This is a genomic window from Halorussus pelagicus, assembly GCF_004087835.1.
Classification (GTDB): domain Archaea; phylum Halobacteriota; class Halobacteria; order Halobacteriales; family Haladaptataceae; genus Halorussus; species Halorussus pelagicus.
The window spans coordinates 1,487,057-1,504,302 of sequence record NZ_CP035119.1 but is presented as its reverse complement, the minus strand read 5'-3'; the positions used below and the strand labels follow the sequence as shown (position 1 = coordinate 1,504,302).

Annotated in this window: 25 protein-coding genes; 15 read left to right on the top strand and 10 right to left on the bottom strand. The window is 64.5% G+C overall.

The window, feature by feature from the left end; translation table 11 throughout:
* The first annotated feature begins 137 nt into the window (after positions 1–137).
* The 7 genes from EP007_RS07620 (at position 138) to EP007_RS07590 (ending at position 5,934) form a co-directional block, all read left to right on the top strand.
* A complete protein-coding gene (locus EP007_RS07620; RefSeq protein WP_128477088.1) occupies positions 138–1,187 on the top strand; it encodes a PhnD/SsuA/transferrin family substrate-binding protein in 1,050 nt (349 codons plus the stop codon).
* 79 nt (positions 1,188–1,266) lie between these two features.
* Positions 1,267–2,022 carry a phosphonate ABC transporter ATP-binding protein gene (locus EP007_RS07615; protein ID WP_128477087.1) on the top strand — a complete coding sequence of 252 codons (756 nt, stop codon included), beginning with the start codon at positions 1,267–1,269 and terminating at the stop codon, positions 2,020–2,022.
* Positions 2,019–3,023 (top strand): phosphonate ABC transporter, permease protein PhnE, encoded by a 1,005-nt coding sequence (gene phnE, locus EP007_RS07610; protein WP_128477086.1) that lies wholly within the window; start codon positions 2,019–2,021, stop codon positions 3,021–3,023. Before EP007_RS07615 ends, phnE begins: the two co-directional genes overlap by 4 nt.
* 205 nt (positions 3,024–3,228) lie before the next feature.
* Positions 3,229–3,645 carry a DUF7344 domain-containing protein gene (locus tag EP007_RS07605; protein ID WP_128477085.1) on the top strand — a complete coding sequence of 139 codons (417 nt, stop codon included), beginning with the start codon at positions 3,229–3,231 and terminating at the stop codon, positions 3,643–3,645.
* Positions 3,646–3,737: 92 nt separating this feature from the next.
* Positions 3,738–4,901: an acyl-CoA dehydrogenase family protein gene (locus tag EP007_RS07600; protein WP_128477084.1), complete on the top strand. Its 1,164-nt coding sequence runs from the start codon at positions 3,738–3,740 to the stop codon at positions 4,899–4,901.
* A gap of 229 nt (positions 4,902–5,130) precedes the next feature.
* The gene (locus tag EP007_RS07595) at positions 5,131–5,682 is read left to right on the top strand and encodes a DUF367 family protein (RefSeq protein ID WP_128477083.1); all 552 of its coding nucleotides are present in this window, start codon (positions 5,131–5,133) and stop codon (positions 5,680–5,682) included.
* A gap of 102 nt (positions 5,683–5,784) precedes the next feature.
* The gene (locus EP007_RS07590; protein WP_128477082.1) at positions 5,785–5,934 is read left to right on the top strand and encodes a 50S ribosomal protein L40e; all 150 of its coding nucleotides are present in this window, start codon (positions 5,785–5,787) and stop codon (positions 5,932–5,934) included.
* Positions 5,935–6,018: 84 nt separating this feature from the next.
* Here the strand turns inward: EP007_RS07590 and EP007_RS07585 are convergent, their stop codons facing one another.
* Positions 6,019–6,324: a MazG-like family protein gene (locus EP007_RS07585; RefSeq protein WP_128477081.1), complete on the bottom strand. Its 306-nt coding sequence runs from the start codon at positions 6,322–6,324 to the stop codon at positions 6,019–6,021.
* A gap of 45 nt (positions 6,325–6,369) precedes the next feature.
* Entirely contained in the window at positions 6,370–6,981 is a 612-nt protein-coding gene (locus tag EP007_RS07580; protein ID WP_128477080.1) for an MBL fold metallo-hydrolase, read from the bottom strand.
* Between the two features lie 83 nt (positions 6,982–7,064).
* Here EP007_RS07580 and EP007_RS07575 point away from each other — a divergent pair, with 83 nt between their 5' ends.
* The 4 genes from EP007_RS07575 to EP007_RS07560 are packed head-to-tail and all read left to right on the top strand — an operon-like array spanning position 7,065 to position 8,725.
* Entirely contained in the window at positions 7,065–7,256 is a 192-nt protein-coding gene (locus tag EP007_RS07575) for a DUF5786 family protein (RefSeq protein ID WP_128477079.1), read from the top strand.
* Positions 7,257–7,289: 33 nt separating this feature from the next.
* On the top strand, positions 7,290–7,850 hold the full coding sequence (locus EP007_RS07570) for an endonuclease dU (RefSeq protein WP_128477078.1): 561 nt from the start codon (positions 7,290–7,292) through the stop codon (positions 7,848–7,850).
* Positions 7,851–7,908: 58 nt separating this feature from the next.
* Positions 7,909–8,499 carry a uracil-DNA glycosylase gene (locus EP007_RS07565; RefSeq protein ID WP_128477077.1) on the top strand — a complete coding sequence of 197 codons (591 nt, stop codon included), beginning with the start codon at positions 7,909–7,911 and terminating at the stop codon, positions 8,497–8,499.
* Between the two features lie 46 nt (positions 8,500–8,545).
* Positions 8,546–8,725 (top strand): hypothetical protein, encoded by a 180-nt coding sequence (locus tag EP007_RS07560; RefSeq protein WP_128477076.1) that lies wholly within the window; start codon positions 8,546–8,548, stop codon positions 8,723–8,725.
* Positions 8,726–8,913: 188 nt separating this feature from the next.
* Here the strand turns inward: EP007_RS07560 and EP007_RS07555 are convergent, their stop codons facing one another.
* From EP007_RS07555 to EP007_RS07540, 4 genes are all read right to left on the bottom strand, one after another.
* Positions 8,914–9,882 (bottom strand): cupredoxin domain-containing protein, encoded by a 969-nt coding sequence (locus tag EP007_RS07555; protein ID WP_128477075.1) that lies wholly within the window; start codon positions 9,880–9,882, stop codon positions 8,914–8,916.
* Between the two features lie 65 nt (positions 9,883–9,947).
* Positions 9,948–11,825 carry a helicase C-terminal domain-containing protein gene (locus tag EP007_RS07550; protein WP_128477074.1) on the bottom strand — a complete coding sequence of 626 codons (1,878 nt, stop codon included), beginning with the start codon at positions 11,823–11,825 and terminating at the stop codon, positions 9,948–9,950.
* A 91-nt stretch (positions 11,826–11,916) separates the two neighbouring features.
* Complete coding sequence (locus EP007_RS07545; protein ID WP_128477073.1) at positions 11,917–12,126, bottom strand: DUF7561 family protein; 210 nt, start codon at positions 12,124–12,126, stop codon at positions 11,917–11,919.
* Positions 12,127–12,239: 113 nt separating this feature from the next.
* Entirely contained in the window at positions 12,240–12,440 is a 201-nt protein-coding gene (locus tag EP007_RS07540; protein WP_128477072.1) for a hypothetical protein, read from the bottom strand.
* Positions 12,441–12,471: 31 nt separating this feature from the next.
* On the opposite strand from EP007_RS07540, the gene EP007_RS07535 reads away from it, so the two are divergent.
* Positions 12,472–13,329 (top strand): YkgJ family cysteine cluster protein, encoded by an 858-nt coding sequence (locus EP007_RS07535; protein ID WP_128477071.1) that lies wholly within the window; start codon positions 12,472–12,474, stop codon positions 13,327–13,329.
* Between the two features lie 74 nt (positions 13,330–13,403).
* On the opposite strand, the gene EP007_RS07530 is transcribed toward EP007_RS07535, so the two are convergent.
* Positions 13,404–13,580 carry a DUF5786 family protein gene (locus tag EP007_RS07530; protein ID WP_243700480.1) on the bottom strand — a complete coding sequence of 59 codons (177 nt, stop codon included), beginning with the start codon at positions 13,578–13,580 and terminating at the stop codon, positions 13,404–13,406.
* Positions 13,581–13,781: 201 nt separating this feature from the next.
* Here EP007_RS07530 and EP007_RS07525 point away from each other — a divergent pair, with 201 nt between their 5' ends.
* Entirely contained in the window at positions 13,782–14,801 is a 1,020-nt protein-coding gene (locus EP007_RS07525; protein WP_128477069.1) for a DUF5784 family protein, read from the top strand.
* Between the two features lie 237 nt (positions 14,802–15,038).
* On the opposite strand, the gene EP007_RS07520 is transcribed toward EP007_RS07525, so the two are convergent.
* Entirely contained in the window at positions 15,039–15,323 is a 285-nt protein-coding gene (locus tag EP007_RS07520; protein ID WP_128477068.1) for a DUF5789 family protein, read from the bottom strand.
* A gap of 149 nt (positions 15,324–15,472) precedes the next feature.
* Between EP007_RS07520 and EP007_RS07515 the strand changes: the two genes are divergently transcribed.
* Both EP007_RS07515 and EP007_RS17375 read left to right on the top strand, forming a co-directional pair.
* Positions 15,473–16,282: a PHP domain-containing protein gene (locus tag EP007_RS07515; RefSeq protein WP_128477067.1), complete on the top strand. Its 810-nt coding sequence runs from the start codon at positions 15,473–15,475 to the stop codon at positions 16,280–16,282.
* A gap of 25 nt (positions 16,283–16,307) precedes the next feature.
* Positions 16,308–16,472: a DUF6757 family protein gene (locus EP007_RS17375; protein WP_166035478.1), complete on the top strand. Its 165-nt coding sequence runs from the start codon at positions 16,308–16,310 to the stop codon at positions 16,470–16,472.
* Positions 16,473–16,512: 40 nt separating this feature from the next.
* Here the strand turns inward: EP007_RS17375 and EP007_RS07510 are convergent, their stop codons facing one another.
* Both EP007_RS07510 and EP007_RS07505 read right to left on the bottom strand, forming a co-directional pair.
* Positions 16,513–16,833 (bottom strand): 4Fe-4S dicluster domain-containing protein, encoded by a 321-nt coding sequence (locus EP007_RS07510; RefSeq protein WP_128477066.1) that lies wholly within the window; start codon positions 16,831–16,833, stop codon positions 16,513–16,515.
* A gap of 185 nt (positions 16,834–17,018) precedes the next feature.
* Positions 17,019–17,243, bottom strand: coding sequence for a hypothetical protein (locus EP007_RS07505; RefSeq protein ID WP_128477065.1), 225 nt, complete (start codon positions 17,241–17,243; stop codon positions 17,019–17,021).
* Between the last annotated feature and the right edge of the window lie 3 nt (positions 17,244–17,246).

Genomic DNA, 17,246 nt, shown 5'->3' with positions numbered 1-17,246 from the left:
ATATAGCTCCAGAATCACACGACATACTGTTCTGGCACGTACGTGTTTCTTCGACATACAAAGTGCAATGACACATATATATAGTAAGAATAGGAAGATTTAACAGATACGTGTCTGACCCTATAGATGACTCATCCATGGAAAAGCGACGGAAGTTCCTGAAATCTACGGCCGCCGCTGGCGTCGTCGGACTGACTGGGACCGCAGGTTGCATCGGCGACTTGTCCGGTTCTGACAACGGGGGCGACGAGACCTCGGAGGAGAACGGAACGGACGGCGAAGGAACCGAGACCAATGGGAGCGACGAGACAGAGGAATCGGAGACGGTCCGGTTCGTACTCACTCCCGCGGAGTCTTCGGTCAACGTCAAAAAGCAGTACCAAGGCCTGTTCAATTATCTCGAAGAGGAGACCGGCGTCACCATCGAAGCGACGGTCGCTGGCGACTATCCCGCGGTGTACCAGTCGCTCAAGAGCGACCAAGCCGATATCGCCGACGCGTCGCCGACGCTCGCGGTCGTCGGAACCAACGAGGATGTCGTTGACATCCTCGGCATCCGCGTCGCCTACGGCGCGGCGAAATACTTCTCGCTCATCACGACGACCCCTGATAGCGACGTTGAGGAACTCACGGACCTCGAAGGCAAAAACATCGCGCTCGGCGGTCGTGTCTCGACCAGCGGGTCGCTGTTCCCCCTCTATATGCTCGACGAGGCGGGACTCGACGTTGGCAACGCGCCCGACGGGAACCCGACCGACTTCGAGGCGCAGTGGTCCGACCACGACAACGCCAGAAAGGAACTCATCAACCGCGACGACGTGGTCGCCGCCGGAACCGGGGCGTTCTCGACGGCATCCCACGTCCCGGCCGACCAGTTCCCCGACCGGTTCGAAGAGCATTCCGCGGAGTTCGACGGTGCTGGCGAGGAGGACCCGGAACTTCAACTCGTGGCGGCATCCGACCCGATTCCGCGCGCGCCCATCCTGACTCGGAGCAACTGGGAGTCCGACAAGCGCGAGGAAGTCGAGAAGGCGCTGTTGAACGCCGAACCGGAGGACTTCAAAACCGACGACGAGGACGTTGAGGACATCTGGTTCACCGGTCTGAAGGATGGCGAGGCGAGCGACTACGAACCAGTTGGAAAGGTCAAGGACGCCCTCGGTCTCGAATTCGGTAGCAACTCGTAGACTGCCACGAACTTTCGTACTATTTTAGTTGGTAGGGAAGTCGGTTATAGCAAGGACGCTGCTCCGACAGAAGGAAAAAATGAGCACAATCAAAGTCGAAAACCTGAGTAAATCATACGGGGACGTGCAGGCGTTGGTAGACGTTTCGTTCGAGATACCGGACGGCGAGTTCGTCGTCATTCTCGGAGAATCCGGTGCCGGGAAATCCACGCTTCTGCGCTGTCTCAACGGATTGACCCGGCCGACGGAAGGGAGCATCACTATCGACGGGGAGGAGATAACCGGACCGCGAGACGACGTGGCGATGATTTTCCAGCAACACCACATCATCGAGCAGATGAGCGCGTACGGAAACGCGCTCACGGGGTCGCTGAACCGCACGTCGTTCGGACGAAGCCTGATTCAGTGGAACGACCGCGAGGACAAAATCGCCGCGCTCGAAGCGCTCGACACGGTCGGACTTCTCGACGAGGCCGACCAGCAGGTCGGCCGGATGAGCGGGGGACAGCGCCAGCGCGTCGGCATCTCCCGTGCGCTGGTTCAGTTGCCGAATCTTCTGCTCGCCGACGAACCGGTTGCGAGCCTTGACCCAGCGAGCGCCGAATCGGTGATGGGGTATATCCGTGACGCCGCGGACGAGCGTAACCTGACGACGCTCGCCAGCCTGCACCAAGTGAACCTCGCGCGCGAGTTCGGCGAGCGATTCCTCGGCATGAAAGACGGAAAGCTCGTGTTCGACGGCTATCGGGACGATCTCACTATCGACGTTATCGACAAAATATACGGTGACATCCAGACCGATTCCATCAGAGGCGGACAGGAGGTAAACTCATGAGCGCAGACGGCGGTATCGGTCAGCGACTCCGAGCGTACTTCGGCATCGGCTATCGCACCGACGACCGCATCGAACAGCGACTGACAGAACTGAAACGCGCCAAGACCATCCGGCGACTCCTGTGGTTGGTGGGTCTCGTCGTGTTCGGCAACCTGTTCGTCTCCGCGCTGGACACGGTCGGGTTCACCGTCGCGCAACTCATCGAGTATTGGCCAGAGTTCGAGGAAGCACTCACCGACTTCTTCCCGATGACGACCCACTTCGGCATACCGTTCGTTGACTTCGGAGTGTACTTGGACTTCCTTCAAGGGCGGTCGAACCCCACCGCCGCGAGCGCGGCACTCACGACCCTTTCCATCGGGTTTGCGGGGACCGTCCTCGGCATTCCCGGCGCGCTCCTGTTCGGCGTGCTGGGAAGCGAACGAGTCACGCCGTTCCCGTTCAACTTCGTCTTCCGGGGCACGATGAGTACCATCCGGTCGATTCCGGCGCTGGTGTGGGCCCTCATCTTCATCCCGCTGGGCGGTCTCTCGCCGTTCACGGCGACGCTCGCCGTCGGTACCGACACCGTGGGCAACCTCGGCCGACTCTTCACCGACGCGCTCGAAGAGGTCGAGGACGGTCCCATCGAGGCCATCGAATCAACGGGTGCGAACCGACCCCAGACGATTACGTTCGGGATGCTTTCGCAGGTGTTCACGCCGTTTATCGCGTGGACGATGTACATCCTCGAAATCAACGTCCGCATCGCGGTGACGATGGGTCTCATCGGCGCGGGCGGTATCGGTGGCATCCTGAACACCCAACGAGGACTGTTCAACTACACGAACATGATGGCAACCATCATCGTCATCTTCGTGCTGGTGGTCAGCGTCGAGATGGTCAGCCAACGTACGCGGTCGTATCTTCGAGGGAACAGCGATGGCGAAGGGTTCCTCAAACAGCTGTTCCGACTCGTTCAGGGATTCCCCCAGCGGATGGCCGAGTCGATGTGGCGGTAACGCCAAGCGACCTTTCGACGGCGGTCAGACGCCGAACGCCTATCTCTCGAACTCGCGGCACGAATCGACGCGGCGGAAACTTCGACGCCGGAGGAACTCGGGGTTAAATCCGACGCTTTCGCCCAATTTCCGGCCACAAGCCCTCTTAAAAACCATTACCTGTGAACCAGTAGAGCCACGCTACTTCGGTGTTTATCATAGGGAAATGAAAGACGAATTAGCCGAGGGCGACGAACCATCCGCGTCGTCCGCGCTGTCCCCGCGAGAACCGACTTTCGAGGTCCCGCCGCTCTCGCAGGACAACGTCTTCGACGCGCTGGCGTCCAAGCGGAGCCGGTACGTCCTCGTCACTCTTCGGGACGCGGAGGGACCGGTGGGGGTGCGCGAATTAGTCGATACGGTCGCGGCCTGGGAGACGAACAAGCCCATCGACCTCGTCTCGGAGGAACACTGCAAGCGCGTGTTCACCTCGCTGTGTCACTCCCAGTTGCCGAAACTGGCGATGATGGGTCTGGTCGAGTACGACGAGGACGACGAAGTGGTCAAGCGCGGTCCCTACGCCGAGCAGGCCGACGCCTACCTCGACATCGCAGCGAGCCGAGACGAGAACGTCGAGGTCTGAGCGTTCGGCCGACCGACCAATCGGACGAGGTGCCCGGCAACAATTGCGACCGAGTAGGAGCGTTTTTTACGGTTCCGGACACAGGTTCAGTCATGCTCGATTACGTCTCGCTGGAGGAGGACCTCGACGAGGAAGAGCAGATGATTCGGGACACTGCACGCGAGTTCGTCGAGGAGAACGTGAAACCCGACATCGGGGACCACTTCGAGGAGGGCACCTTCCCGACGGAAATCATCCCCGAGATGGGTGAACTCGGCTTCTACGCACCGAACCTCGAAGGGTACGGCTCGCCGAACGTGAGCGAGACCGCTTACGGCCTGCTCATGCAGGAACTGGAAGCCTGCGACTCGGGCCTGCGCTCGATGGCCAGCGTGCAGGGCGCGCTCGTGATGTATCCCATCCACGCCTTCGGCTCCGAGGAGCAGAAAGACGAGTGGCTTCCCGACCTCGGCATGGGCGAAGCGGTCGGCTGTTTCGGCCTGACGGAGCCACAGCACGGCTCGAACCCCTCGGGGATGGAGACCCGCGCGGAAGCCGCCGACGGCGGCTACGTCCTCAACGGCTCGAAGACGTGGATTACCAACTCCCCCATCGCCGACGTGGCGGTCGTCTGGGCGCGCGACAAGACGAGCGACGGCAACCCCGTGCGCGGGTTCCTCGTCGAGACCGAGCGCGACGGCGTGACGACGAACAAGATAACCGAGAAGCTGTCGCTGCGAGCGTCCATCACGGGCGAAATCGGTCTGAACGACGTGTTCGTCCCCGAGGAGAACATCCTGCCGGGCGTCGAAGGAATGAAGGGACCGCTCTCCTGTCTCACGCAGGCGCGCTACGGCATCGCGTGGGGCGCGGTCGGCGCGGCCCGCGACGCCTTCGAGACGGCCCGCGACTACGCCACAGAGCGCGACCAGTTCGGCGGTCCCATCGCGCGCTTCCAGATGCAACAGCAGAAACTCGCCGAGATGGCGACCCAGATTACGACGAGCCAACTGCTGGCCTACAGGCTCGCAGAGCTGAAGGAGCGCGGCGACCTCCGCCCCCAGCACGTCTCGATGGCCAAGCGCAACAACGTCCGGATGGCCCGCGACCAGTCGCGCGTCGCTCGGGAAATGCTCGGCGGTAACGGCATCACGACCGACTACTCGCCGATGCGCCACATGGCGAACATGGAGACGGTCTACACCTACGAGGGCACCCACGACATCCACACGCTGATTCTGGGTGAGGACCTGACTGGCATCGCCGCGTACGAGTGACCCGATAGGTCGCTCTCGTCGGGGTTTTCGACGACGACGCCGAGTAGCGCGAGAGGGAACGCCGAGAAGCTAGCTACTGCCGACGCCACTCAGACCGAAAACCCACCGCCCTGTATCAGCCTCGCCCCCCTAACATCCTCCCTCGCTTCGCTCGGTCGTCGCAGGCCCGTCTCGTCGCAGTCTTCACTCTCCGAGCAACTTTTGAACGCGACTTGCCTACGTGTATTCGGTGAACCTTCACGTCCGCTACGAGGGCGACGACGACCCGAAGAAGTGTACCGCCCGAAAGCTCGCGCGCTTCGACCTCGCCGAACTTCATCGGAGCGCGTCGGCGACGCCCTACGGCATCGTGCTGAATCCCCACGCCGAGCAGGCGCTGTCCCCGGCCGACCGCGCCGAGACCGACCGACTCGTCGCGCTCGACTGCTCGTGGGAGACCGCCGAGCAGGCGCTGTTCGAGATGCCCGGCGTCCACCGCGCGCTCCCGTTCCTCGTGGCGGCCAACCCCGTCAGCTACGGCAAGCCGTTCCGACTCAACACCGTCGAGGCGTTCGCCGCCGCGCTGACGATTCTGGGCGAGCGCGAGCAGGCCGAGCGAATCCTCTCGAAGTTCACATGGGGCGAGACGTTCCTCGAACTCAACGCTGAACCCTTGCGGCGGTACGCCGACTGCGAGGACTCGACGGAGGTCGTCGCGGTCCAGCAGGAGTATCTCGACGCCGGGGAGGCGCAGGCCGAAGAGACAGAGACCGAGAGAGCGCAGGCCGACGGCAACGGGTAGCCGGTCTCGGTCACTGCTCCGGGAACCCCTCGCTCACGAACGCGACGACATCGCGCGGCTAACTCTGTAACCTTTAAATGCCGTGACGGCTAACCGGTCGGTATGGCTAAATTCGAGAAAGCGGAAGCGCGAATCCTCGACAAGACGATCTGCATGCGGTGCAACGCTCGTAACCCCCACGACGCGGACAACTGCCGCAAGTGCGGCTACGGCAAGCTCCGACCCAAGAGCAAGGAACCGCGCAACGCCTAACGCTCCGTTCGGTTTCGTTTCGCTCGCGTTCGGATAGCTATGTCTCTGTTCGTCGTTTTCGAAGACGCCACTCGCCGGAACGGCCTATTCGCCGGAACCGGGGTCGCCGGTCGCCTCGATACGTTGCTCGTACTTCGCCAGCGCCTCGTCAAGCGCGGCCTCGGCGTCCGCGTCGAGCGATTCGGCGACCGCGAGTAGCGAGAACAGCGCGTCGCCGAGTTCGTCGGCGTTCACGTCAACCTGTTCGGGCGACGCGCCGTAGTCGGTGGACTCGTTGGCATCCTTGGCCAACTCGCCGACTTCCGAGGCGAGGTCCAAAATTCGGTAGGCGGGGTCGGCGTCCATCTCGTGTTCCGCGAGGAACTCCGCGACTTTTCGTTGCGGTTTCATCTTCGGAGTCGAGAGGGGACGCGCGAGCGGGAAAACAGTTATCGATTACTCGTCGGGGTACTTCGGTTCGCGGCGCTCTGCGCGCTCCAGCGCGCGCTCGACGACTTCGCGCACGTCGCCCCGGAACTCGTCGCCGTGTCCGGCGTACATCGACTCGACGCCCTCGCCCATCCGCTCCAGAATCTCGCGGATGCTCTCGATTTCTCGCTCGCGGGACTGTCCGGCCATGTCGGTCCGGCCGAAACTGCCGTCGTCGAACGCGCCGTCGTTGTACACCACCACGTCGCCGCTGAAGAGGGTCGAATCGGAGACGAACGCGAGATGGTCGTCGGCGTGGCCCGGCGAGTAGACGGTCTCGAACTCCTCGTCGCCGATGCGGAGCGTGTCGCCGTCGGCGAGTGCTTGGGTCCGGCGCGGGTGGTCGTCGTAGCAGAGCAGTTCTGGGTCGTAGGCGTCCAGCACGGCGTCGAGTTGGCCGACGTGGTCGCCGTGCTGGTGGGTCAACACCACCGCGTCCACGTCCTCGACGCGGTCGGCTACGACTTCTACGACGCCCGGCATGCTCCCGGCGTCCACCAGCGTCGTCCTGTCGCCCTCCACGAGATAGGCGTTAGAAGTGAACGTCTCCGCGTCGGCGGTGACGTTGTGTACGCGCATGCCGGGGTGTTCGACCGCACCCCTCAAAACCCTGACGGGCGCCAAGACACTTTAGTGGTCCAAGCACCTATATTCAGTTACACATGGGATTTGGGAGCTACGACGAGTCCGAACAGGAGAATCAGGACTACGATGCCGACCTCGACGACGATAGCGGCGTAAACACCGAAGAGAACGCCCACGAGGGCAGCGTGGACTTCGAGATTGGAGCCTCGAACGACGAACTACTCGACCGCCTCAAGGACATCAAGGACGACGAGCAGAGCGAGACCTGACCCCGTGAGACCGGACTCCGAGGGACCTGACTCGTGAAGTCGGGCGTCCGCGCGCTGGGTATCGCCGAGTCTTATCGAGAACGTCGTAGCACGCTCGCGGGCGTCGTCGCCCGAGCGAGTCGCGTCACCGACGGCTTCGCCTTCGAGACCTGCACCGTCGGCGGAACCGACGCCACCGACGCCGTGATAGCGCTATTTTCCGACCTCGACCGCGAGGACGTGAGATACGTCTTCGTCGCCGGAATCGCGCTGGCGTGGTACAACGTCGTGGACCTGCATCGCGTGAGTCGGGAGACGGGACGGCCCGTGATTTCGGTCACCTTCGAGGAGAGTCCAGGTCTCGTCTCCGCGCTGGAAGCGGAGTTCGAGGGCGCGGCGCTGGAAACGCGCAAGGAGACCTTCGAGCGCCAACCGTCCAGAGAGCGACTCGCCGTGAACGACCAGACCGTCTTCGTGCGCTCGGTCGGCGTCGGTGCGGGCGAAGCCCGCGAGGCGGTTCAGGCCTTCACGCCCGAGGGCGGTCGGCCGGAACCGTTGCGGGTCGCGCGGCTTGCGGCGCGGGCGGGCGACGACCTGCGGCGCGACGAGCAGTAGCGTGCGTCCGCGACCGCAGGCCGCCGATTCTTAATACCGCCGCCCCGTGGCCCCACGCATGGGAGACATGGACGGTCTCGAAGTGACCGAATGCACGCGCTGTCCCGCACTCGTGGACAGTCGGAGCCAAATCGTCAACGGCACCGGCCCGGCCGACGCCGACCTGCTATTCGTCGGTGAGGGTCCGGGCGAGCAGGAGGACCAGCAGGGCGAACCCTTCGTCGGACGGAGCGGCACAATTCTCGACGACAAGTTGCGCGACCGGGGACTAGCCCGCGAGGACGTGCGCATCACCAACTGCGTGCGGTGTCGCCCGCCGGAGAACCGCGACCCGACAAGCGAGGAACTAGCGAACTGCTGGCCCTACCTCGAAAGCGAAATCGAACAGATAGACCCCGAGGTGATAATCACACTTGGGAAGGTTCCGAGCGAACACCTGCTGGACGACGACGTGGCGGTCACGAAGGAAGCCGGGTCAGTCAGGACGGCCGAACTCGGCGGCGGGGTCCGGGACGTACTCGTCTGTGTCCACCCCGCCGCGACCCTCTACGACCGAAGTCAAGAGGAAACGCTCGACGCCGCCCTCGACAAGGCGGCCGCGATGGCGGGCGAGGACTCGGGCGGCCAATCGCAACTCGGCGACTTCTGACACGGGCGAACCCCACGCTTAAGTACCGCCTGGCGAATGTCCGCGTATGCCCAGATGTCCGTCCTGCGGGCGCGACGCCGACGCTCCGAACTACCGCCAGAAGCGCATCGAACCGAAAGCCGACCGCGAGGGCGTCACCGTGACCGCCACGACGGGGCAACGCTACTGGATGGTGCTGTGTCCCCACTGCGACACCGTCCTCGGAACTGTCGAGGGACGCCAGTAACGACGGAATCGCCGACCCAAAGCGTTATTTTTCGTCCGTCACTTCCGTCCGGTATGGACTCCGATACGAGACAGAAGATAATCTCGCTGTTCTTCGTGCTGTTGATGCTCGGTTCGGGCGTCGCCTACACGATTACGCTCATCTGAGCGGCGACCGGCGCGAAGGCCACCGGACGTGACCCCCGCAGGTCAACAGGGCGGGAACCCCCGAATCTGGACGAATAGCTGCTTGCTCTCGGGGTCAAGGTCGTCCCACGACACCCGCCCTTCCTCCACGATGGCGTCGGGGTCAAGCGCCGAGTCCGACAGGACGGTGTAGGCCCCGACTCGCGGCGGGGAAAGTTCTTCCTCGCCACCTTCCTGTTCGCTCCCTTCTGCCGTGGAACTCTCCGTCTCGCCGCTCTCCGCTCCGTCTTCGTCTCCCTGCGAATCGCCTCCGCCAGCGGCCGTCGTCGTGGCTTCGGCCGTCGCGGTGCCGGGCATTGCGGTGCCGGGCATCGTTGTCTGCGTCTCGGCCGCGGTTCCCTGTTGGGCGCAGAGGTCCGGGAGCGGTTCGGCCCCCGGTCCGCTCGTGGACCCGACGACCAGGCGCATCGCGTGGCCGAATATCTCGTGGGGCGCGCAGTGGAGGTCGTAGACGCCCGACCGCTCGAACGTGTAGAGCCAGTAGCCACCCTGCGGGAGCGCCGGGGCCGAGAACGGCGGCACCTCGTCGGGCACGCGCTGAAGGTAGCCGAACGCGGGGTGGTAGGCCGTCACGGTGTGGTGAGGCGACTCGTAGCTAAACCGCACCGTGTCGCCCGGTTCGACGGAGAGACCGGTCGGTTCGAAGACGAACTCCGGCGTCGGCGCGTCCCTCGGCCGAATTTGGAGTTCCACCTCGTGAGCGACGCTAGTCGGCGGTTCGGTTTCGTCGGACAGCGCCGGAAAGCCCCACACCGGGTCGATGTCGCCGCTCTGTCGCGCCCGTTCGCGGGCCGCCGCGGGACTGCGCGCGTCCGTCGCGTCCGCGACGGACGCCGCGCGCTCGCGTGCCGCAACACCGCCAGCGAACGCCGCGAGCGCACCTACACCGCCAAGCGCCCGCAGGATGCCGCGCCGGTCGGTCGATAGCGATTCCGCTCGCTCCGCGTCAGATTCGTTCTGGAAATCCCCCATGGTCCGAGTAGGAGTTCACCGCGAATTTCGATAAACCTACTCGCCCGTCGCACTCGCCCGGAGACCTACACGCTGTCGTCCCACACGTCCGCCATCGGACTTTTCCGGCCGGTCGAAGAGTTGTCCGACGACGTTCCACTCGAAGCGCTCCCCGAGGACTGTCCCCCGGTCGATTGGCCGCCCGACGACTGCCCGCTGGCCGACGTGCTTCCGGAGGAGCGACCGCCGGACGCCGACCCCGAGAGACCGCTGGAGCGCGAGCGAGTGCGGTTGCGGCGTCCGCTCGCGCCCGCCCCGTCCGCCGACTGACTGGCGCGCTGGGGGTCGAACTCCGGGAAGTCCGGGCGGCTCATGCGGTCTATCTGCTCGCGGAACCAGTCGGGCGTGTCGGTCTCGGCGCGGTCGAAGACTTGGAGGAGACTCGAATCCGCGAGGTAGGTCGCGCCGTAGTCGTCGGGCGACCGGACCACCCGGCCGCAGGCCTGAATCACGGTCCGGAGCGCGGTCCGATAGTACCACGCCCACTGGCCTTCTTGGAGTCGGTGGGCGACGCGGGAGTCGCGGGTGTTGAGAAACGGGGCCTTGCAGACGACCTGCCAGCGCGCGAGGTCGTCTTTCAGGTCGAGGGCCTCCTCCATCTTGACCGAGAGGAACACCTCCTCACCGTCGGTGGCCTTCCACGAGTCGAGTTGCGCGTCGCGGTCGTCCTTGTCGTGGGTTCGGATTCGGTCGCCGACGCCGAACTCGGCGAGGCGGTCCGCGAGGCGCTCCTGAATCGCGTAGGAGTGGGCGTGGACGATGCCCTTCTCGCCGCGGTGGGCCTGCATCACCCGGACCACGGTGCGCGCGATGTCCGGCAGGGTGTCCTCGCGGTGTTCGTAGGTCATCTTCCCCTGCGTCACGTCGTAGAGCGGCCGGTTCTCGACCGGGAACGTGTGGCCCACGTCCACCAGCGCGACGTTCTCGGGGTCGAGACCGACCTGCCGACAGAACGCCTGCTTGTTCAGGATGGTCGCCGAGAGGAGCGCGAACTTGTTGCCCCGCTCCCAGACGGTGTGGCTGAGGTAGCGCTCGGGGTTCATCGGCTTGATGGTGACGCCGCTTCCCCCGCCGTCGGGTTGATCGACGACCCACGTCGTCGCGCTGTCGGAGTTCCGATAGTCTTCCACGAACCAGTCCAACTCGCCGATGAGTTCCTGCAGTCGGTCGCGCTCGGCGGCCTCGTGGGGGTCCAGCTCCTGCTGGGCGACGAGTTCATCTTTCTCCCTGCGACACCGATTCTGGAGTCGGTCGGCGTACTCGACGGCGCGGTCCACGTCGGTCATCTCGGGCACTTTCAGGTCGTCCCAGATTGGCACCGTCCGGGGATTCAAGTCGATGGCCGCGTACATCTCGGCCCACTCCGCGAGACCGTGGGCCTCGTCTATCACCACGCAGTCGCGCTTGCGGAACACCTCCGACCCCGCGGTGCGCATGAAGTACGCCAGCGTCATCGCCGCGATTTCGCGGTTGCTCGCAATCGCGCGGTCCGAAAAGTATGGACAGCGGTGTTTGACCGAGCAGTCGTACCCCTTCTCGCGGGCGCAGGGTGCCCTATCGACCGGGGTGTCGGTCTCGCCCGGCAGGATGCACGAATAGTTTCGCTTGCCCCGGATTATCTTCAAATCGTCCAACAGGTCGTCCTCGGCCACGTCGTCCAGTTGAGAGACCTGCGGCGTGGTGTAGTAGGCCCCCGTCGCGTCGCTCGGGGCGGCGTCGTCCGGGCGGCGCGCACACCCCGCGATGGCCCGCGCCAGCAGGGACTTGCCGCTCCCGGTCGGCGCGCGCACCAGCACCACGTCGTTGCCGTCGTCGAAGGCGTCCGCGATGTCCGAGAGGGCCGAGCGCTGGTTGCCCCGATAGGAGGGCGCGGGGAACTCCTCGATTATCCGGTCGGCGTTCACTGTTCGAAGTCACGGCGGTATCGGGAATAAAGTCTGTTGGTCCCGGCGGTTCGAGTAGACAACGGCGTCGAGAAACGAGTCGGAGTCGCCGCTAAGACTCGCCGAGCGACGCCACGTCCTCAGCCCTCGGGTCGTCCGGAAGCCCGTCGATGCAGTCGAAACAGAGGAAGTGTTCGCTCCCGTCGGCGTCGAACTCCAGCGTCATCCCGCCCGTCGAGTCGTTTTCGAGCGTCCAGAGGTTGGCGATGCCGCCAGCAATCGTGACCTGCTCGCCGCATCCTTCGCAGGGTTCCGTGGTCATGAGCGGACCGAGCGGTCCCAGCGACAAAGCAGTGCCGACGATACCGAACCGTATTGACCCGAATTCGCTATCGACCTCCGGGCCAGCGACCACGTCTTCACCCGAAAGACGCGCTAAATCCGGTCGTCGGAGTCGTGGGCGTACGTTCGCTCGACCATCCAGACACGAATCGACGTTTCGGCGGGCATCTCGCCTCTCGGTTCTCCGTCCGGCGTCTCGCCCCTCGATTTTCCGCCAGTCGCTTCGGTCCCCGAACCTGTGTGGACGGGCGATTCCGACGAGTCTGCCCTATCGCTTATGTCACCTCGTCGCATAGTTTCGTGAGGAACCGACCGAGGTGATTCGATGGAGGTCAACTGCGAGGGCTGTGCGGGATGTTGCATCGACTGGCGGGCGATTGCGCCCGCCGCGAGCGACCACGAGCGGCGGGGACCGCGCGAGCCGCTGGACGACGCCTACAACCTCGTACCGCTGACCCGCGACGACGCTCGCGTGTTCCTCGACGCGGGGCTGGCCGACGCGCTGACGCCGCGGCTCTGGCGCGACGAGTCGGGCGTCGAAATCGACGGCGTGTCAGTCTCGGCCATCGACGGTAAGCCCGCCTTCTTCCTGGGGCTTCGAAAGCCGCCGAAACCGGTGGGACCGTTCGACACCGACCCGTCGTGGCTCCCGACCTGCGTCTTCCTCGACCCGACGACCCTCCAGTGTCGGATTCACGGCGAGGACACCTACCCCGAGGAGTGCGCGGACTACCCCGGCCACAATCTCGCGGTCGAACAGGAAACCGAGTGCGAGCGCGTGGAGAGTGCGTTCGGCGGGACTCGACTAGTGGACGACGACCCGCCAGAGGACCTGCCGGGGTTCCTGCTCGGCCCGCAGGCCATCGGCCAGAAGGTGTTCGTCTTCCCCGACGCCGAGCGACTGTCGGGCGTCGTCGGCCGCGCGGAAGAGGGCGAAGTCACCGACGAGGACCGCGCGCTGTTCGTCGCGGCCGCCGTCGCCTCCGCGCCGGGTACGACGACGGTGAACCGCGAGAAGTTTGAGCGCGCGCTCCCGAGGGCGCGCGAGGCCGACTCGTGGGCCGGGCGGGCAATCGCCGACTGGGAAGCGCGCGCCAGAGAGGAGGGCGCTCCGGCCGACGAACCCGAGTCTGCCGAGGAGGTCGAGGTCGCGCGCGGCGCTCCCGAAACGCCGGGATGGTAGGTGTCGGAGTCGGAAGACAACGAGCGCCACACTTGCGGCTACGCGGCGCGAACACCCAGTAGAAGCAGGAGACGCTATTTAGCCGACTTTATCTCCTCGAACTTGTCGAGGAGCGCTTCCGCGGAATCGCCCGAATCGTACTCTACGGAGCCGTGATAGGTCGTTCTGTCGTCGTCTTCGCTAACGTCAACCGTGTTGTTCTTGCGTTCACGGCGTTCGTGTTCGGCTTCGTCATAGGCACCCATTGACATGACAACCACACTCATGGGTAGGATTCGATCCGTAATGAATGTAACGGGTATTCACTTTTTTCATGCCTCGAAAGCGGGTCGAAATTCCACCTCGCAGCGCGACGGCCCTGCCCGAGTTCAACGCGAGTTCATCCGGCAATTCGACCGCGAAAGGCGGGGCGCGACACAAAAGGTAAACCCCTCGCGGGGCTAGAACCGCTCGTGGCAAGTCCGCTCCGCTTTCGCCGCTCTACGGAGCGGTGGACCGAAGAGAAGGTCGAACGAGACCTCTACGACCCGTTAGACGAGAAGTTCGGTGCCGAACTACTGACGCCCCACTACGCCGGGCCGTCGGGGTACGAAACCCGACGCATCGAGATGGGAAACGGCGACCTCGCGCTGTTCTGCTGGAACGACGACGAGAGCGTCGCCTACTGGTTGGGCAACACCGAGACGCCCTCTACGCTCTGGCGCACCGAGAAGTACACGTTCGAGGAGATTCCCTACACCGTCGCTCGTTGGGCACAGCGCGAACTGCTGGGCGACCTCCAGACCGAAGCCCCGTGGCTGGCCGACTACGAACACCTCTCGTGGTTCTTCCTCCCGGTGCTGTTCTCGAAGGACGGCCGACACTCCTCGCGGACGTTCTTCCAGGACCACGCGATGGGGTTCCCGGACGCGACCTACGACGACGCGCTGGCGTTCTACGAGGAGTTCTTGAACACGGGTGCGCTCGACGAGCATCGCTACGAGATGGCGTCGAAACTCGGCACCAGTCCGCAGGTAGACCCGGTGCGGATGGCCTCCGCGATGAGCGAGTTTACCGCGGCGAAGGTGCTGACCGACGCCGGGTACGACGTGACGCCCGAAATCGAGGTGACGACAGGCCACTCGTTGGACTTCCGGGCGGAGTCGCCCGGTAACGGTCACGAATCGCCATTGGTCGAAGTGACGCGACCACGACCGCCGACGCGCCGCCACGCCGACACGCCGATTGCCGCGGTGCGCGAGACGGCCGAGACGAAGACCTCGGGCCAACTCGAAAAGCACGGCGGCGGCGCGGTGCTGTTCGTGGACTGCTCGGGGTTCCGCGACGACGAGTGGAACGCGGTCCGCGGCGAGCAACCCGCGGTGCGCCATCGCCCCGCGGTGGTCTTCCGGGCGCGACCCTCCGGCAAGGTCGAGGCCTACAGCAAGGGGTCGGTCCCGCTGGACCTCGGCGGTGCCGTGAAGTGGGTGTAGGAAATCGGAAATTACGGGGTGGACTCGGTCGCCGTGCGGTCGCTGTGCGGAAATCGACCAGCAATTCTACCGCGAGCGAACGAACGTGAGCGAGCGGACCAAGGAAAGCCTCGAAGCCTCGCCGAGCGAAGCGAGGCGCGGCTGAGGGGGTGACGCCGTGTTTTTCATCAACGTTTTGCCAGCGAGGGAGCGTCTGAGCCTGCGGCTCAGACGCGACCGAGTGCAGCAAAAGGTTGTTTAGAACGAAACTTGGGCCGGACCCGTCGTCCCGAGCGTCGTCGGGTCACGGTCGCTGTACCCCTTCCGACCGATTGCCTTGCCGCTGACCGCCGAGTAGAGGGTCTCCTCGGCCTCGCCTGGGGTGCCGAACGTTTCGGACTCGACGCGGCCGAACACGTCGCCCAGCGTCTCGCTCCCGTTCGGGAGATCGAGTTCGAAGTCGCCGTAGGAGTCGGTGAGTTGGTCGGTCGTCGCGGGGTACTCGTGGTCGCGGAGCAGTTCGGTCGCCTGTTGCAGTGTCATCGATCACACCTACATCAAAGATAATGATAAACCTTCCTGCGGTAGGACATTGAGGAATTTAAGGAATATAAGGTTGAGAATAGATGCCACAGAGACGAACTGTGAGAGCGGAGCGAAGCGTTTTCGGGGTGGCCACCCCTTCTGCGGGTATGAGCGTCTTCGCGGACCTACACGTCCACACGACCAACTCCGACGGCGAGATGCGCCTGTCGGAGGTGCCCGAGGCCGCCCGCGAGGCGGGCGTCTCCGTCGTGGCCGTCACCGACCACGACCGCCTGCATCCCGAACTGCCGACGCCGGTCACGGCCTTCGAGGGCGTGACGGTGGTCCACGGCGTCGAACTGCGCGTCGAACCCGAATCGGGCGAGCGCGTGGACCTGTTGGGCTACGGCGTCTCCCCGACCGACGAACTCACGGCCGAACTCGACCGCATCCAGACCGACCGAAAGGAGCGCGGCCGGAAGATTATCCAGAACGTCGAGGACCACCTTGGCATCGAACTCGGTCTCGAACCGCGCGAAGGACTCGGGCGACCCCACGTCGCCCGCGCCGTCGTGGACCACCCCGAAAGCGGGTACGACGAGATGAGCGCCGTGTTCGACGACCTCATCGGCAACGACGGACCCTGCTTCGTCGCGCGCGACGTGACCTCGTTCGAGCGCGGCGTCGAACTGCTCTCGGCGGCCTGCGGACTGGTCGGTCTCGCGCACCCGTACCGCTACGACGACCCCGAAGCGGCGCTCGAACTGACCGCCGACCTCGACGCCGTCGAGCGATACTACCCCTACGACGAGGAGGTAGACCCGCGGCCGGTCGAGCGCGCCATCGCCGAACACGACCTGATTCCCACCGGTGGGACCGACGCCCACGGTCACGAACTCGGCGAGGCGGGTCTCTCGAAGCCCGAATATCGCCACTTCCGGTCGTCGGTGAATCTATCCCCCGAGCGCAGAGGTTAACTTCCGGCGCGGACTAACTGGTGATATGCGGTGTCACTACTGCGACCGGGACGCGGCGTTCGCGCCCGAGTTGAACGGCGTCCGAGTCGGTCTCTGCGACACGCACTTCCGCGAGCAGTTCGAGTATCTCGCGGACACCGACGCGTTGGCCTCCCTCCGCAAAGAGTTAGACGTAGACCGAGCAGAGTAGCGACTCTCCCGTCGTGGGCATCGAAAAATCGAGTTCCGAATTAGGCCCGACCTGCGTCCACGTCGATGGCGTCAACGGGACACACGTCCACACAGAGCATGCAGTCGATGCACTGGGCCTCGTTTGCGGGGTCGGCCTTCTTCTCGCTCTCGGGGTGGTCGGGGGTGTCTACCCACTCGAACACATCGACCGGGCAGTCCTCCAGGCACGCGCCGTCGGCGATACAGAGGTCGAAGTCAACGGCGACGTGAGTGCCGTGGATACCCAGTTCCTCGGGTTCGTCAACGGGACCCCACACGTCGTGGCCCTCGTGGTCGTCTACCTTCTCGCGGTTCTCGTGAAATTGCGGGTCAATGGCCATTGTTGGTCACCTGTTCGCACACAGGGCGAGCAGGTACTTAAAACAACCCCCTCCACGGAAGCGTATCGGGTTTAGGCCGGGCTAAAACCCCCGTACGGAGCGGGTTCGTACGAACAGGTCGTGCTGTAGAGAGGCAAGATTTTAAATACTATCCGGGGTCACTGACCGAGTGCAGAGAACGGCGATTACTCGCGTTCGCATTTCGGGTCCGGGCCGAATCGCATCCACGCCACGCCGAGAATCCCGACGGTCAGCACCGTCACCAGCACCTGCGCGACGTTCGCACCGACGCCGCCAGCGACCGCACCGCTCGCTAGCGCGGCCCCGCCGACCGCCGAGGTGCCGACACAACAGAGACTCGCCAGTCCGCCGATTCCGAGTAGTCGCCACGGCGGGTCGTCACCGGCCATATC

Bases quoted from the DNA above. Each gene is read 5' to 3' on its own strand.
- EP007_RS07620 (WP_128477088.1), top strand. From the start codon at position 138: ATGGAAAAGCGACGGAAGTTCCTGAAATCTACGGCCGCCGCTGGCGTC.
- EP007_RS07615 (WP_128477087.1), top strand. From the start codon at position 1,267: ATGAGCACAATCAAAGTCGAAAACCTGAGTAAATCATACGGGGACGTG.
- phnE (WP_128477086.1), top strand. From the start codon at position 2,019: ATGAGCGCAGACGGCGGTATCGGTCAGCGACTCCGAGCGTACTTCGGC.
- EP007_RS07605 (WP_128477085.1), top strand. From the start codon at position 3,229: ATGAAAGACGAATTAGCCGAGGGCGACGAACCATCCGCGTCGTCCGCG.
- EP007_RS07600 (WP_128477084.1), top strand. From the start codon at position 3,738: ATGCTCGATTACGTCTCGCTGGAGGAGGACCTCGACGAGGAAGAGCAG.
- EP007_RS07590 (WP_128477082.1), top strand. From the start codon at position 5,785: ATGGCTAAATTCGAGAAAGCGGAAGCGCGAATCCTCGACAAGACGATC.
- EP007_RS07585 (WP_128477081.1), bottom strand. From the start codon at position 6,324: ATGAAACCGCAACGAAAAGTCGCGGAGTTCCTCGCGGAACACGAGATG.
- EP007_RS07580 (WP_128477080.1), bottom strand. From the start codon at position 6,981: ATGCGCGTACACAACGTCACCGCCGACGCGGAGACGTTCACTTCTAAC.
- EP007_RS07575 (WP_128477079.1), top strand. From the start codon at position 7,065: ATGGGATTTGGGAGCTACGACGAGTCCGAACAGGAGAATCAGGACTAC.
- EP007_RS07565 (WP_128477077.1), top strand. From the start codon at position 7,909: ATGGGAGACATGGACGGTCTCGAAGTGACCGAATGCACGCGCTGTCCC.
- EP007_RS07560 (WP_128477076.1), top strand. From the start codon at position 8,546: ATGCCCAGATGTCCGTCCTGCGGGCGCGACGCCGACGCTCCGAACTAC.
- EP007_RS07555 (WP_128477075.1), bottom strand. From the start codon at position 9,882: ATGGGGGATTTCCAGAACGAATCTGACGCGGAGCGAGCGGAATCGCTA.
- EP007_RS07545 (WP_128477073.1), bottom strand. From the start codon at position 12,126: ATGACCACGGAACCCTGCGAAGGATGCGGCGAGCAGGTCACGATTGCT.
- EP007_RS07540 (WP_128477072.1), bottom strand. From the start codon at position 12,440: ATGCGACGAGGTGACATAAGCGATAGGGCAGACTCGTCGGAATCGCCC.
- EP007_RS07535 (WP_128477071.1), top strand. From the start codon at position 12,472: ATGGAGGTCAACTGCGAGGGCTGTGCGGGATGTTGCATCGACTGGCGG.
- EP007_RS07530 (WP_243700480.1), bottom strand. From the start codon at position 13,580: ATGTCAATGGGTGCCTATGACGAAGCCGAACACGAACGCCGTGAACGC.
- EP007_RS07520 (WP_128477068.1), bottom strand. From the start codon at position 15,323: ATGACACTGCAACAGGCGACCGAACTGCTCCGCGACCACGAGTACCCC.
- EP007_RS07515 (WP_128477067.1), top strand. From the start codon at position 15,473: ATGAGCGTCTTCGCGGACCTACACGTCCACACGACCAACTCCGACGGC.
- EP007_RS17375 (WP_166035478.1), top strand. From the start codon at position 16,308: ATGCGGTGTCACTACTGCGACCGGGACGCGGCGTTCGCGCCCGAGTTG.
- EP007_RS07510 (WP_128477066.1), bottom strand. From the start codon at position 16,833: ATGGCCATTGACCCGCAATTTCACGAGAACCGCGAGAAGGTAGACGAC.
- EP007_RS07505 (WP_128477065.1), bottom strand. From the start codon at position 17,243: ATGGCCGGTGACGACCCGCCGTGGCGACTACTCGGAATCGGCGGACTG.